We start from the raw sequence: 15,077 nt of genomic DNA, 5'->3' as shown, positions 1-15,077 counted from the left end.
TAAGTTAAGGACGGTCAAAGATGATCAGTTGTGGAGTACCGTAAACCGGGGCTTGGTTAACGGCTGACTTTTTACGGCCGCCCAAAACGCGATCAAGCACGGGGTACGTCTTTAGCGAGGTCTTCATTCAACGCGCGTATGCTGAGTTCTCATGACGCGTACGGTGCATCGAAGATCGCAATGAAGTGGCTTTCAGGTTTCCGAAACTCCATCGTCCTCATCCTGCTCGCCGGCGTGCTCCCGCTCGCCTCCGCGCATGCCGACGAGCTCGGCGTCACCAACGACTCCATCCTGTTCGGCCAGGTGGCGGCGCTCGAAGGCCCGTCGGCGGCGCTCGGCCAGGCGGCACGCCAGGGACTGCTGGCCGCCTTCAGCGAGCTCAACGCCAAGGGCGGGGTCTACGGACGCCGGCTCAAGCTGGTGAGCCGCAATGACGGCTACGACCCCGATCGCTCGGTGGTCGAGACCATCAAGCTGATCTACGAGGACAAGGTCTTTGCGCTGATCGGCGCCGTCGGCACGCCGACCGCGATGGCCACGGCGCCGATCGCAGCCTCGAACGACGTGCCCTTCATCGGGCCGGTGTCCGGCGCCGAATTCCTGCGCGCGCCGGAATTCCAGAACATCGTGAACATCCGCGCCAGCTACGCGGCCGAGGCGGAAGCCACGATCAAGCATCTCACCGAAGAGCTTCGCCTCACCCGCATCGCCATCTTCTATCAGGACGACGCGTTCGGCCGCGACGTGCTGGCCGGCGTGAAGACCTATCTCGATCGCCGCGGCCTCGAGCTCGCCGCCGAGGGCACGTTCGAGCGCAACACGCGCGCCGTCGGCGCGGCCTTGAAGGTGATCCGGCGCGCCGAGCCGGAAGCCGTCATCCTGGTCGGCACCTACGGCCCGTGCGCCGAGTTCATCAAGATGTCGCACCGCAGCGGCTTCAACCCCACCTTCTCGGCGGTGTCCTTCGTCGGCGGCAATGCGCTTGCCAAGGAGCTCGGCCCGGAGGGCCGCGGCGTCATCGTTTCCGAAGTGGTGCCGTTCCCGTGGGACACAGATCGCCGCATCGTCGCCGACTACCAGGCCGCGATGAAGACGCTGGATCCGAGCCAGACGCCCGACTTCATCGGGCTGGAGGGCTACATCACCGGCCGCCTGGTGGCGCGCGCCCTGGCGATGACCGGGCCGAACCCGACCCGCGCCGAGCTGCTTCGCATCATCAACGAGGTCGGCCAGTTCGACATCGGCGGGCTGGTCGTCAACTTCGGCAGCGCGCGCAAGGAGAACCCGCCGCAGGTGTCGCTGACGGTGATCCAGAGCGACGGCAGCTTCAAGCCGATCTGATCCCGCATGAGCGGACGACGGCCGAACTGATCAGCTCGCCGGCTTCTTCGGCTTCGGCGGGCCTTCGACCGGCGGCAGCGATTTCAGATAGACCGCCATCGCCTTGCGATCGTCGGCCGTAAGCTGCGAGGTGTTGCGGATCACGCGCGCCATCGAGCCGCCGGCATTGTCGCCGTCCGGCAGCTGGCCGGTCTCCAGGAAGTAGCTGATGTCGCCCTCGCTCCAGTCGGACAGTCCCTTCTGGGTGATGTTCGGCACGAAGCCCTGGCCTTCCGGCTCGGGCCCGCCGGCGAAGCGCTGCGCGGTCTTGATGCCGCCGAGCGGATTGCGGGGGCTGTGGCATTCGGCGCAATGGCCGAAGATGTTGACGAGATAGGCGCCGCGATTCCATTCGGCCGAGCGCGAGCCGTCCGCCACGAACGGCCTGTCGTCGAAGAACAGCAGCTTCCAGACGCCGAGCGTGCGGCGGATGTTGAACGGGAATGGCAGCTCGTGCGCGCGCGAGGCGCCGGTCACGGCGGGCAGCGTCTTGATGTAGGCAAAGAGATCTCGGATGTCGTCGACCTTCGCGGCCGCGTAGGAGGTATAGGGAAACGCCGGATAATAGTGGCTACCGCCCGGCGAGACGCCCCTCGCGACCGCGTTGACGAAGTCGGCCTCGCTCCAGCGGCCGATGCCGTCATTCGGGTCCGGCGAGATGTTGGGAGCGTAGAACGTGCCGAACGGGGATGTCAGCGGAAGCCCGCCGCCGAGCTTCAGCCGGTCCGGCTGGTTCGGGACCGCATGGCATGACGAGCAGCCGCCAATGTTGAACATCTCCTGGCCATTGGCGAGATCCGGCGCCCGGGTCGCCGCCGCGAGCGCCACGGTCGTGGGGCTGGTCAGCCACCAGAATACCGCAAGGCCGGCGGCGCCGAGCACACAGACAGCAAGCAGAAGGCGTCGCAACATGGTCGCTCCGTCACAGCGGGGAGGATGTCGTCGTTCTTGCCGCAGGCCTCAGGACGTCGGCGGTGATCGATACGACGGGACGCTCGGGCGCACAAACCAAGGCGCACAAACAAACAGGGCGAACGCGCAGCACGCGTTCGCCCCCCGCATCAGATCACGTCAGATCAGCTGGCCTTGAGCCGGAAGGTCTCATGGCAGCCGCCGCACTCCTTGCCGATCGCCGGCGCAGTCGCCTTGAGGCTGTCGAGATCCTTGATCTTGGCCTTGGCCTCGGCGACCACCTTGCCGAAGCTGTCGATCTTGGCCTTGAAGCCGGCCTGGTCTTCCCAGATCTTCGGCGACGGGCTGTAATCGCCCTCGAACTTCGCGCCCTTGACGCTCGCCGGGTACATCGTCGGCAGCTTCTTGGCCGTCTCGTCGAGCTGCGCCAGAGCGGCATTGACCGCGGCCTGGTCGTACGGCTTCTCGCCCTTCACCATGGCGATCAGAACACCGCCGAGGTTCTTGGCGTTGGCCTTCATCGTGTCCTGGCTATGCTTGACCAGATCCTGCTGCGCCATCACGGCTCCGGCCCCTAGCAGCAACGCTGCGACAGCCACGACAGTCCGCTTCATCAATTCGCTCCTTTGTTGTCACAATCCCGCCCAGCCCACCTGGACGAGGTTCCCATCAGTCAACCCCAACTCCGGGGGGTTATTCCGGAATTGAGGCGGATATCGGAGGTGTCCGAAGACTAGTCAGAGACTATGACGGCGATGCTGCTCCCGGATCGCAATCCAGACCCGCTCGGGGGTCGCCGGCATGTCGATGTGATCAATTTTGTACTCGCGCCAAAGTGCTTCGACGATCGCATTGACCACGGCCGGGCACGAGCCGATCGCGCCTGCTTCGCCCGCGCCCTTGACGCCCATCGGGTTGGTCTTGCAGGGCACGTTGTGGGTCTCGAAGGTGAAGGTGGGCGCATCCGCGGCGCGCGGCAGCGCGTAGTCCATGTAGCTGCCGGTCACCAGCTGCGCATCGGAATTGCTGTAGACCACCTGCTCCATCAGCGCCTGGCCGATGCCCTGCACCGCGCCGCCATGCACCTGGCCGGCCAGCAGCAGCGGATTGAGCGTGACGCCGAAATCGTCGACGATCACGTAGTTCACGATCCTGATGATGCCGGTGGCCGGATCGATCTCGACCTCCGCGACATGCGTGCCGTTCGGATAGGTGCCGTCGGCACTGGCGAACGTCGCGCTGCCGTTGAGCTTGGCGGGATCGACGCCCGGGCGCTTGGCGAGATCGGCGAAGGAGATCGCGCGGTCGGTGCCGGCGACGCGGATCACGCCGTTGGCGATCTCGAGATCGCCGAGCCCGGCTTCGAGTGCTTCGGCTGCGATCTGCTTGAGCTTGTCGCCGAGATCATGCGTGGCGCGCTGAACGCTGACGCCGCCCGACGGGATCGACGCCGAGCCGCCGGTGCCGAGGCCCGTTGCGATCTCGGCGGTGTCGCCCTGATGGACGTGCACGCGCTCCGGCGCCAGGCCGAACTGCTCGGCGACGATCTGGGCATAGGCGGTCTGGTGGCCCTGCCCGCTCGACTGCGTGCCGATCAGGACGGTGACGTCGCCATTGGGATCGAGCCGCACATTGGCAGTCTCCTCGCCCATGACGCCGCAGACCTCGACGTAGCTCGCAAGTCCGATGCCGCGCACGAGCCCGTTCTTCTTCGCCGCCTTGGCGCGCTTCGAGAAATCCTTCCACTCGGCGATCTCCATCGCGCGCTTGAGATGCGCGTTGAAATCGCCGGAGTCGTAGATCTTGCCGGTCGCAGTCTTGTAGGGCAACGCGCGCGGCGCGATGAAGTTCTTGCGCCTGACGGCATCGACTGACATGTCGAGCTTGCGTGCGCAGGCATCGACCAGACGCTCGATCACGTAAGCCGCCTCGGGACGGCCAGCGCCGCGATAGGCGTCGACCGGAACGGTGTGGGTGAAGATCGTGCGCACGCGGCAGTGGAACGCCTGGATGTCGTAGAGGCCCGGCAGCATGCCGGCGCCGCCATGCGGGATGTAGGGCGCGAAGGTCGACAGATAGGCGCCCATGTCGCCCATCAGGTCGACATCCATGCCGAGGAACTTGCCGTCCTCGGCAAGCGCCATCTTCGCGGTGGTGACGTTGTCGCGGCCCTGCGCATCGCCCATGAAATGCTCGGAGCGGTCGGCGGCCCAGCGCACCGACTTGCGCAGCCGCTGCGCGGCGACCGCGACCAGCGCATACTCCCGGTAGGGAAACAGTTTTGTGCCGAAGCCGCCGCCGACGTCCGGGCAGATCACCCGCATCTTCTCGGTCGGGATCTTCAGCACGTTCTGGCAGAGAATGTCGCGCAGGCGATGGCTGCCCTGGCTGCCGGCCGTCAAGGTCAGATGGTCGCGCTTGGTGTCGTATTCGCAGACCGCGGCGCGGGTCTCCATGAAGCTCGCCACCACGCGCGGATTGATGATGCGGATCTCGGCGACGGCATGCGCCTTCGCGAAGGCCGCATCGACCGCGGCTTTGTCACCAATCCCGACGTCGAACAGCACGTTGCCCTTGTGCTCGGCCCACACCTGCGGCGCATCCGGCTTGATCGCATTGACGACGCCGGTGACGGCCGGCAGGGTCGTCCACTCGACCTTGATCGCCTCCAGCGCATCGCGCGCGTGATCGAGCGTATCGGCGACGACGAAGGCGATGGCATCGCCGACGTGACGCACCTCGTCCTTGGCGAGGATCGGATAAGGCGGCGCGGTGAACGGATCGGTCTCGAGGTTGAACAGGCACGGCAATCCGCCGAGTTCCGCGGTATCCTCCGCGGTCAGGATCAGCGCCACGCCCGGCGACAGCCGCGCCTGCGCGGCATCGATCGTGAACCTCGCGTGGGCATGCGGCGAGCGCAGCACCAGTGCATGCAAGGCGGCAGCCGGCGCCAGATCATCGGTATAGCGGCCCTTGCCGCGAATCAGCGCGTCATCCTCTTTCCGCAGAACGCTCTGTCCGACGCCGAACTTGATTGGAGCTGCCATCTGGTTTCACTTCCCACTGCATTGTCGCGAATGTTGAACGACATATTGCAGCGGATCGCAGGCTCGCGCAAACGCCATATGGCCGCGCGCCGGAACACGCGTGGTCAACTCTCGTCAGGCATGCCAGCAGCGAATGCTGCAATGCAAACGATCAGCGCCGCACCAGCGCCTTGAGCCAGCGCGGGCCGAACAGCGCGAGGATCGCTCCGGCATAGACGATGGCACCGGCCACGATCAGCGCGCCGAGCGCAGCCTCGTCCTGCAGGCGGCCGAGCAATGCGAGATGGACCGCGGCAAAGCGCGCGGTGAACCACAACGCGGCCGCGAGCACCACCCCGGTGCCGGCGAACTTCAGCAGCGATGACGTCAGGCGCCGATCGAAACGCAGATAGCCCTTGTGGACGGCAAAGCCGAGCACCAGCAGCAGGTTGATCCACGCGCCGACGGCCGTCGCCAAAGCGAGGCCGACCTGGGCCAGCGATCCCATCAGCAGCAGCTTGAGCAGCACGTTGACGCTGAGCCCGGTCAGCGAGGCCTTCACCGGCGTTGCCGTGTCCTTGCGCGCATAGAAGGTCGAGACCGCGCTGCGGATCATCACGAACGGAATGAGCCCCACGGCATAGGCCGCGAGGGTCGCACCGGCCGCCGCGGCGTCCCCCCTGGTGAAGGCGCCGCGGGCGAACATCGCGCGCGTGATGACATCAGGCACGGCCAAGAAGGCGGCGACGAACGGCACCGAGAACAGCAGCGTGAACTCGAAGGCGCGGCGCTGCTGCTCCATGGCGCCGTCGTGGTCGTTCGCCGTCAGCCGCCGCGACATCTCCGGCAGCAGCACGGTGCCGATGGCGATGCCGATCACGCCGATCGGCAGCTGGTTGAGACGATCGGCGTAATACAGCGCCGAGATCGCGCCTGCGGGGAGGAACGTCGCGATGATCGTGTCCGCGAACATCGCGACCTGCGTGCCCATCGAGCCCAGCGTGGCGGGCCCGAGCGCGCGGAAGAAGGCGCGGATGTCGTCGTCGAGCCTGAGCGGCGCAAACCGCGGCAGGCCGCCGTGGCGCGCCAGATCACCCGCGAGCAGGAAGTATTGCAGGAACCCCGAGATCAGCACGCCCCATGCCGCGGCGTGGCCGACGCCGGGGAAGAACGCCGCCAGCGCGAGCGTCGCCATCATCGCGAGATTAAGGAAGATCGACGCCACCGCCGCGCTCGCGAAACGCTGCATCACGTTGAGCATGCCGCCATACAGCGTCACCAGCGTGATCAGCAGCAGATAGGGAAACGTGATTCGCGTCAGCGTGATCGCAAGCTCGCGCTGCGCCGGATCGTCGGTGAAGCCCGGCGCCAGGATCGTCATCGCCTGCGGCATGAAGGCCCAGGCCAGGATCAGCAGCACGATCTGCGACGCCAGCAGCAAGGTGAAGATGCGGTCGGCAAACAGGCTGGCGGAGGCCGGTCCCTTCTCGCCATGCACATGCGCATACGCAGGCACGAACGCCGCGTTGAACGCCCCCTCGGCGAAGATCGCCCGGAAATGGTTGGGCAGCCGAAACGCAATGAAGAACGCGTCGGCGACCGGCCCAGCGCCAAGTATAGCCGCCAGCATGATGTCGCGGGCAAAGCCGGTGAGCCGAGACAGCAGCGTATAGCCGCCAACCGTGAAGATACGTCCGAGCATGGGGGGCTTCTAGAGCATTGAGCGCGGAGTTTGAAGCGGGGAACGTGCGCGATTCGCGCTTGCGGCCAAAGTATGGCGACCTGTTCGCAGCCCAGCCCGGCCAGGACCGGCACACATCATCTCGGGGCTTTGCGGCCCGCCGCTCGGAAAACTTCTCCTCGCATGCGGCAGGGCTATCGCATGTGGCTGAAATCCTGACTTCGGCGGGCTCTCGGAACGAGGCCTGATGTTGTAGCGACGTCTGACCAACGCGCCCTTGATCCTGGCGTTCGACGCGGGTCCTAGGCGAGTGCGTTTGAACGCTGTTGCAGTATGTGCGACAACAGCGGTCGCCGTGCAATTGCCGTCGAGCTCGACAAAGATGAAAACAGTTTTTGTTGCTATACTTGCGCTGTCTTGGTCGTGTTTGGCATCGGCGACCGAACAGCCGTTCCTGCCTGGGCCTGATATTCCCGACTACGTTGCAAGTGTCCGCATCAAGCTTTCCCATGGGCCGGTCGTCAACGAGGTCCGCACCTATCACGGTGGTTGGACCCGGGTCGATGGTGGTGTCGACCGAAACGCCTATCGCTCGACCAGCTATTTTGGCCCCGAAGGGCTCATCATCACCTTTGCTCGTGATCCCTCAGAGCGGGAAGGCCATGACTGGCTGCATGTCATGCGCGGTTCAGGCTCCGCGCATCTCATTCGCTGGGGACAGAACCCATTCAAGACAAGTGACAGCGAGGTGGTCGCTGGCGAAAGCTGCGAGGTGTGGAACCTGTCGCAGGCCTTTCTTTCGTCGCGCGCGCGGCGACTGAGCTGCATTACGCCCGACGGCATCGAGCTTTGGTCCCGCGTCGAGAACGATTTCACTCCTGGCAACTCGTTTGAAATCACGTCGCTTGAGCGGACACGGGTCGAGCGTGACGCTGTGCGGTTGCCGGATGGCAAGCTCGATCTGAACTCCTGGTTGACCACTCCCCCGCCCGAGAATCCGCCCGATCCCCCCGGCGACGTGACAGTGATCCTGCAAAGTACAACGGTAGACATTCCTTTTGGCGTACGGACCCGCACGATACGGCGACACTTTCCCTGGACCTCCACCGAAGATGTGAAAGCAAATTCGGAGCGAACCATTTCGTTCAAGAACGAGCTGCAGCGGCTTAACATCGTGTTCGAGAGCGACGCAGCCGGCCAGCCGATCCGACTCAGCATCCAGAAGGCGCTGCGTACGTTTTCTTATTCGAGCCCACCCGACAGCGGCCATAGCGAGATTCTCGGCGAAGCGTGCACGATCCACCAGGAGACGGGGCGTGAATCATATTCATACGATTGCGTCACGGCAGATGGCTTGCCGCTCAAAGCGATCGAAACCGACCTCCACGAGCGCAACAATTTGGTCGCCGTCAAATTGGATCGTAGTCCCCTGGCGCTCGATGTAGTGATGCCGCCGCCCGAATTATTTCGACGGCGCACCTGGGGGATACCGGATTAGAGCGTGCAAGGCCGGCTTGAGCCGCGGCCGGATCGTGGGGCAGCTCAGTTGATAGCGCGACGCGGTCTATTTAGGCCGCCCGCTGGTCTCCAGCCCGCCTTGCGCTGTCCGTACCGCCCGCGCCAAAAAACTCATTTCACGAGCCGCTTCAAGCGCATCCTCTCTCCAGCCCGCTTCTGAAAAATATTCCTCTTTCTTTTTAACAGAAATCATGATTGTATGTCGCCGTCCCGTCTCGATCAGAGGGGCGCTTCGCGGTCGTCACGGACGTTGAGGCGGGATGCGGTGGGCGTGTCGATGTTGCAGCGTGGTTTTGCCGCGCCGACGAACGGCATTGATGCGCACGGTCAAGTCGCGTGGTCCTGGCATCCCGACGCTGATGCCAAGTTGGTGCTGATGCGCAAAGCGCAGTGCCGATGACGGTGGCCAAAAAGCCCGGAGCACCGGGGAGAACGCGAAGCAGCCGTTCCATCCATCGCGCGGGGAATGCCGGGATGCCTCGGCTGAACCTGTGGTTCCTGCCGCCAGCATTTTTTTCAGCTGGCGGGCCATGGGTGCGGCCAGCGCCCGGCATTCCCCGTGCCCTCTTCGATGAGGGGGCAGGTCTAAGGGCAAAGCTCGGACGCAAGATGCGCCGCGAGAGAGTGGAGTCATGTCTCATCGCCGTCATTGCGAGGAGCGTAAGCGACGAAGCAATCCAGAGTCGCGTGCGGGACTCTGGATTGCTTCGCTTCGCTCGCAATGACGGTGAGTATGCAGGTCCCGCGTCAGCACTTGCGACGCCGGTGGGAAGGCGAGACGCGTATCACGCATTCCGCTGTCGTCCCGGACAAGCCTGCCGGCGCGAAGCGGCGGCGGGCGCCGATCCGGGATCCATACTCCGTACCGTCGATGGGGCGCGCGGGACGGGCCGCCTGCCCGTTTCATACATCACGCGGTATGGGTCCCGGCGTTCGCCGGGACGACAGTGTTAGTTGGCGCTATCAGCCGGGCAGATCAGCGGCCTGGCTGTTGACACGACGCCGTAAGCGAAACGGCGGTGTCGCGATGCGTGAGACTTTAAGCCGCCACGGCGCCGCGGACGACGTCGATGATGCGCCCTTGCGTCGGCTCGTCCAGATAGGCGTGCATCGGCAGGCTGATGACGTCAGCGGAGAGCTGCTCGCTGACCGGCAGGCCGCCATCGGCGGACGGGAAGATCCGGTAGGCGGTCTGCTGGTGCATCGACTTCGGATAATAGATCGCGGTCGGAACACCCTGCGCCTTCAACGCCGCAGCGAAGGTGTCGCGATCGACGCCCTTGGGCAGGCGGATGGTGTATTGCGCCCAGACCGAGGTGCAGCCTTCGGCGAGGCGCGGCACCTTGACCACATCGGCGAGTGCCGCCGTGTAGCGCTCGGCCACCGCGTTGCGGACGGCGATCTCGTCGTCGAAAATCTTGAGCTTCTCGATCAGGACCGCGGCCTGGATGGTGTCGAGCCGCGCGGTGAGGCCGAGGCGGACATTGTCGTATTTGTCGCTGCCGCCGCCATGGGCGCGCACGCTGCGCAGGCGCTCCAGCAGGCCGGCATCATCGGTGAGGATGGCGCCGCCGTCGCCGAAGCAGCCGAGCGGCTTGGCCGGATAGAAGCTGGTGGCGGTCGCGAGCCCGAAGGTGCCGATGCGGCGGCCCTTGTAGCTGGCGCCAAAGCCTTGCGCGGCGTCGTCGAGCACGAACAGGCCCTCATCCCCAGCGATCGCGGCCACCGCATCATGGTCGGCGCTCTGGCCGAACAGATCGACGGGGATCACCGCCTTGGGCTTGAGGCCAAGGCGCTTGGCGGTCGCAATGCCGCGGCGAAGCGAGGCCGGATCGATGTTGAAGGTCTCCTCCAGCACGTCGACGAACACCGGCGTGGCGCCGGTCAGCGCCACGGCTTCGCCGGTCGCGCAGAAGGTGAAGGACGGGCACAGCACGGCGTCGCCCGGGCCGATGCCCTGGGCCATCAGCACCATCAGCAGCGCGTCGGTGCCGCTGGAGCAGCTCACCGCATATTTGGCGCCGCAGTAGGCTGCGAGCTCCGCTTCGAGCTGGATGATTTCGGGGCCGCCGAGGAACTGGCAATGCGCGAGCACGCGGGCGACGGCGTCGTCGAGCGACTTGCCGAGCCGCTGGCGCTGCGCGGCGGTGTCGATGAACGGAATGGGCTGATGACGCAGGTGCTGGTTCATGAGCTCTGACAAAGGTTCGGAAACGGAAATGAGGGTGAAGCGAAGGCCGGGCCGGCTAGCCGACGGCGCGCCGCTTGGCTGCGGCGGCCTCGGCCGGGCGATGGCTCGAAGTTTCCAGGCACTGCGTGGCGATCGCGAGACTCGCGACGCCCTCGTCGCCGGTCACGGCGGGCGCCGTGCCCGAGCGCACCGCGTGCAGGAAGGCGATCAGTTCGGCGCGCAGCGGCTCGTCATGGCCGACGGGCAGATGCCGCATCGAGTAGCTGCCATCCGGCTTGAAGCCGAAGCACTCGGTGACCTGGCGGGTGAGCAGATCGCCCATGATGTACTTGCCGCGGGTCGCCACGGTGACGTTGCGCGCCTTGAACGGCGTCAGCCAGTTGGTATTGATGTGGGCGAGCACGCCCGACGCAGTGCGGAACTGCAGCAGCGCGATGTCCTCGCGCTCGGCCACCGCGCTCGACAGCTGCGGCTGCACCTCGATGATGTCGGATTCGGTGAACCAGCGGATCAGATCGATGTCGTGCACGGCGAGATCGATGACGACGCCGACATTCGACATGCGCGGCGGGAACGGGCCGACGCGGGTGATGGCGATCGACAAGATGTCCTCGCCGGCGATCGCCTTCTTGATCGCGGCCACCGCCGGATTGAAGCGCTCGACATGGCCGATCATCAGGGTGACGCCGGCGCGATGCGCGGCCGAGACGATCTCCCTGCCCTCGTCCACCGTCGAGGCGATCGGCTTCTCGACCATCAGATGCACCTTGCGCGCGATGCAGGCGAGCGCGAGCTCATGATGCAGGTGCGTCGGAGCGGCAATGGTGACGGCGTCGACGCCTTCGGCGGCGAGCTGATCGAGGGTCTCGAAGGTCGGGCAGTTCGCAAGCTCGGTGACGCGGGTGCGATGGGCCGGAAGCGGATCGACGACGCCGACGAGGTGTACGTCAGGCAGTCCGGCGAGCACACGGGCATGATTGCTGCCCATCACGCCGGCCCCGATGACGCCTACTCGCAGCGCCTGCCTCAGCTCGGCCTTGTGGCCCGCCCCCTTGGAACTCATGTCATCGACCCCATCAATGTCCCCGGGTTGCGACGTCACGGATTGGCCGTAACGGTTAACGAACTGCAAATCACCGGTCGAAGCTCTCCTAGCACGCCGCCCCAAGCGAGGCGAATGCGGAAAGTCTTTTCAGGACACGATTTGATTCAGAAAGTTACATTCATAGCCGACGAAAAACGGTGTGTTTTGAAGGACCTGCGTCGTGGCCTTCGCGTGTGGACAAGGCCCCGCTCACGCGTCACGACAGGCTTCGAAGGTAACGGTTGATGCGTCTTCACGCCTGCGTGTGGGCTGCAGCTGGAGGTAACGCTGTGGATCCCAGCAGCGAAGGAGATCACGTCACCTCGCGGGAGAACACCCATGACCCTCAGCCTCGCCTCGCTCCGCCGTGCCTCCACCTTCGCCGTGCTGCTCGCATCATTTGCCCCGTGGTCGCCATCGGCTGCCGCAACGGATCGGCCCGTCGTCATCGAGCTTTTCACCTCGCAGGGCTGCTCCTCCTGCCCGCCTGCAAATGCCTATCTGAACGAGATGGTGCGGCAGCGCCGCGACGTGCTGCCCCTCGCCTTTCACGTCACCTATTGGGACCGGCTGGGCTGGAAGGATCCGTTCTCATTACCGGCCGCCACCGACCGCCAGGCCCGCTACGGCAGCCGCTTCGGCGACGGCTCCTACACGCCGGAGATCGTCGTCGACGGCGTCACCAGCCATGTCGGATCAAACAGGGCCGAGGTCGGCCCCGCGATCGATCGCGCCAGAGCCGCGCGCGCCACCGCGACGCCGCTCAAGCTTGCACGCCATGGCGACAAGCTCACGGTCGAAGTCGGCGGCGGTGAAGGACGCGGCCGCGTCCTCCTGGTCGGCTTCGATCATCGGCATGAAACGGCGATCGGCCGCGGCGAGAATGGCGGTCGCACGCTGGAGGAGCTGAACGTGGTGCGCTCGGTCCGCGCGCTGGCGGATTGGAGCGGCACCGCGCTGCGCCTGTCCGAGCCGATGCCCGAAGGCGAGGACGCCGCGGTGATTCTCGAAGCGGCGGACGGGCGCATCGTCGGTGCCGCGCGGCTATAGTTGCCGAGGTCAGGAGGAGGCGCAGTAGTGGTGCCAGAACAGACGATAGCCCTCCTCGACCTTGCGCGTGTAGGTCTCGACGTCGCCCGCCGCAGAGCCGGCAACCATCGCCGGCAGCTCCGCGCGCAGCTTCGCCAGCTCCGCGGGCTGCGCTGCATATCTGAGGGCGATGGCGATGTAGCCGTCATCGTCCTCCGCCACGAACTCGCCGAGCCCGACCGCGGTGTTGATGGCCGCGGCCGCGCGCGCCGCGGCGCCGTGGCCGAGCTTGGCGATCACGGGCACGCCGGCCTGCAGCGATTCCCAGGTGCTGACGCCGCCGTTCTGCGGGAACGGATCGAGCGACATGTCGATCGCGGCGAACTGCGCGATGTGCTGATCGCGCGTCGAGAGACCGAGGCAGGTGATGCGCTCCTGCGCGATGCCATGCGCCACGAACCGCGCGACGAGGCCATCGCGCAGCAAGGGCTCATCGAGCGCGCCGTTCTTGATGACGATGCGCGAGTCCGGCAGCGCGCCCATCAGACGCGACCAGAGCGCAAGCGCGGGGTCGGAGATCTTGTCGATGCGGTTGAACACGCCGAAGGTGACGTAGCCGTTGCGCAGCATCGGCAGCGGCGTCGGTTGCCACCCCTGCAGCGGATCGGTGGTGATCACGGCCGGCAGGTCATAGACCTGTTCGGCAAACAGAGGGCGCGCCTCCTCCGGCACCGTCACCGGATCGGCGAAGAAATAGTCGATGGTCGGAAGCCCCGTGCCGGTGCCGCTGCCCCAGGCGGTGACCTGGACCGGCGCCGGCTTGCGGGCAAACACCGGCAGCCGGTTGCCGGCGGAATGGCCGGAGAGATCGACCAGGATGTCGACCTCGTCGGCCGCGATGCGATCGGTCAGCTCCTCGTCGGACATCTGCCAGGCGTCGACCCAGAGGTCCGCGGCCGCGCGGCAGCGCTCGGTCATGCCGTCCTGCAGCGGCGAGCAGGAGTAGCAGACGACCTTGAAGGCCTTGTGATCGTGGTGGCGCAGCACCGGCAGGAACACCAGCGCAGCCGAGTGATTCCTGAAATCGGACGAGACGTAGCCGATGGTGAGCCGCCGCTCCGGATCGCGGTCGCGAAGCGGCGGCGGCCTGCGGGTGATCTTGCTGCCGATCCTGGTCCACCATTCCCGGCGCACCGCCTGGTGCTGAGCGAAGTCGGTGTCCGGCATGAAGTCGAGCAGGAATATCTTCGCGGTGATCGCATCACCAAAGTCCGGCTTGATCTCGAGCGCGCGCTCGAAGTGCTGCAAGGCGGTGGCGAGATCGCCCTGCTTGCAGAAGCATTCGCCGAGCCAGGTCCAGGCCACCTCCGATTCCGGATTCTGCTCCAGCACCTTGCGGCAGGCGTCCATCGCCGGCGCGATGTTGTCCTTGATCACGCTCAGCTGGGCGAAGCCCAGCAGCGCCATGTCCTGCCGCGGATCGATCGCCAGTGCCGCTGTGAAGTCGGCCATGGCGGGATCGAACCGCCCGGCCTGCTGGTGCAGACGGCCGCGCTGCGCCAACACCTGCGCCGCGTGCGGCCTGATCGCGAGCGCGGCATCGAACGCAGCGAGCGCGTCATTGGAATGGCGCAGGTTGATGCTGGCCAATCCCTTGCCGAACATCGCCTCCATGTGGCGCGGATTGAGAGAGAGCGCGCGGTCGAAGCTCTGATTGGCCTCCACATTGCGCGCAAGCGGCAGCAGCGCCATGCCGCGATTGCAGTAGGCGTCGGCGTAATCCGGCTTCAGCGCGATCGCCCGGTCATGCGCAGCGATCGCCTCCTCCGGACGGCCCAGCCGCATCAGCGTGTTGCCGAGGCCGGTGAGCGCGACGACCATGTTAGGCTTCAACGCGATCGCCCGCTCCTGGCATTTGCGCGCATCCTCGAAGCGCTTGCGGTTGAACAGCGCGAGACCGAGATTGGAGAGCGCCTCGGCGTGACGCGGATCGATCTCGACGGCCTTCGTCAAAGCCTGCTCCGCGAGATCGAGCTGACCGCCATCGAGCGCCACCACGCCGAGCAGATGCAGGGCGTCGAAATGATCGGGCAACAGCGCCAGCACCTGCCCACAGATTGCCTGCGCTTCGGCCGGACGGCCGGCGCGATAGGCCGCGACGGCACGCGGCAGCAGCTCATCAGCCTGCTTGCGGTGCTTCTTCTGCAGCCGCGCATTCTGAAATGCGCGGGACCCGACATCGCTTGCCAAAGATGG

12 protein-coding genes are annotated in these 15,077 nt (G+C 65.7%); 4 read left to right on the top strand and 8 right to left on the bottom strand.

All coding sequences use genetic code 11. The features are described from left to right. The first annotated feature begins 180 nt into the window (after window positions 1-180). Complete coding sequence (locus tag S58_RS12480; protein ID WP_015665675.1) at window positions 181-1,341, top strand: ABC transporter substrate-binding protein; 1,161 nt, start codon at window positions 181-183, stop codon at window positions 1,339-1,341. 30 nt (window positions 1,342-1,371) lie between these two features. Here the strand turns inward: S58_RS12480 and S58_RS12475 are convergent, their stop codons facing one another. From S58_RS12475 to murJ, 4 genes are all read right to left on the bottom strand, one after another. Next, window positions 1,372-2,292: a c-type cytochrome gene (locus S58_RS12475; RefSeq protein ID WP_015665674.1), complete on the bottom strand. Its 921-nt coding sequence runs from the start codon at window positions 2,290-2,292 to the stop codon at window positions 1,372-1,374. 164 nt (window positions 2,293-2,456) lie between these two features. Further along, complete coding sequence (locus S58_RS12470; protein ID WP_015665673.1) at window positions 2,457-2,906, bottom strand: c-type cytochrome; 450 nt, start codon at window positions 2,904-2,906, stop codon at window positions 2,457-2,459. Between the two features lie 123 nt (window positions 2,907-3,029). Further along, window positions 3,030-5,339, bottom strand: coding sequence for a xanthine dehydrogenase family protein molybdopterin-binding subunit (locus S58_RS12465; RefSeq protein ID WP_015665672.1), 2,310 nt, complete (start codon window positions 5,337-5,339; stop codon window positions 3,030-3,032). A 151-nt stretch (window positions 5,340-5,490) separates the two neighbouring features. Beyond that, entirely contained in the window at window positions 5,491-7,020 is a 1,530-nt protein-coding gene (murJ, locus tag S58_RS12460) for a murein biosynthesis integral membrane protein MurJ (protein ID WP_015665671.1), read from the bottom strand. A 361-nt stretch (window positions 7,021-7,381) separates the two neighbouring features. On the opposite strand from murJ, the gene S58_RS12455 reads away from it, so the two are divergent. Further along, a complete protein-coding gene (locus S58_RS12455; RefSeq protein ID WP_144058302.1) occupies window positions 7,382-8,497 on the top strand; it encodes a hypothetical protein in 1,116 nt (371 codons plus the stop codon). 66 nt (window positions 8,498-8,563) lie between these two features. Here the strand turns inward: S58_RS12455 and S58_RS38115 are convergent, their stop codons facing one another. Further along, the gene (locus tag S58_RS38115; RefSeq protein WP_160167594.1) at window positions 8,564-8,710 is read right to left on the bottom strand and encodes a hypothetical protein; all 147 of its coding nucleotides are present in this window, start codon (window positions 8,708-8,710) and stop codon (window positions 8,564-8,566) included. A gap of 78 nt (window positions 8,711-8,788) precedes the next feature. Between S58_RS38115 and S58_RS39305 the strand changes: the two genes are divergently transcribed. Next, window positions 8,789-8,917 (top strand): hypothetical protein, encoded by a 129-nt coding sequence (locus tag S58_RS39305; protein ID WP_277996606.1) that lies wholly within the window; start codon window positions 8,789-8,791, stop codon window positions 8,915-8,917. Window positions 8,918-9,556: 639 nt separating this feature from the next. Here the strand turns inward: S58_RS39305 and S58_RS12450 are convergent. Next, window positions 9,557-10,708, bottom strand: coding sequence for a DegT/DnrJ/EryC1/StrS family aminotransferase (locus tag S58_RS12450; RefSeq protein WP_015665669.1), 1,152 nt, complete (start codon window positions 10,706-10,708; stop codon window positions 9,557-9,559). A gap of 55 nt (window positions 10,709-10,763) precedes the next feature. Then, window positions 10,764-11,771, bottom strand: coding sequence for a Gfo/Idh/MocA family protein (locus S58_RS12445; RefSeq protein WP_015665668.1), 1,008 nt, complete (start codon window positions 11,769-11,771; stop codon window positions 10,764-10,766). A 360-nt stretch (window positions 11,772-12,131) separates the two neighbouring features. Here S58_RS12445 and S58_RS12440 point away from each other — a divergent pair, with 360 nt between their 5' ends. After that, window positions 12,132-12,842: a DUF1223 domain-containing protein gene (locus tag S58_RS12440; protein ID WP_015665667.1), complete on the top strand. Its 711-nt coding sequence runs from the start codon at window positions 12,132-12,134 to the stop codon at window positions 12,840-12,842. A gap of 9 nt (window positions 12,843-12,851) precedes the next feature. On the opposite strand, the gene S58_RS12435 is transcribed toward S58_RS12440, so the two are convergent. Continuing rightward, window positions 12,852-15,071, bottom strand: a complete 2,220-nt coding sequence (locus tag S58_RS12435) for a tetratricopeptide repeat protein (RefSeq protein WP_015665666.1) — start codon at window positions 15,069-15,071, stop codon at window positions 12,852-12,854. Window positions 15,072-15,077: the final 6 nt, after the last annotated feature.

This window comes from Bradyrhizobium oligotrophicum S58 (genome assembly GCF_000344805.1).
GTDB classification, from domain to species: Bacteria; Pseudomonadota; Alphaproteobacteria; order Rhizobiales; family Xanthobacteraceae; genus Bradyrhizobium; species Bradyrhizobium oligotrophicum.
The sequence above is the reverse complement of the archived record's forward strand: the minus strand, read 5'-3'. Positions and strand labels throughout refer to the sequence as shown.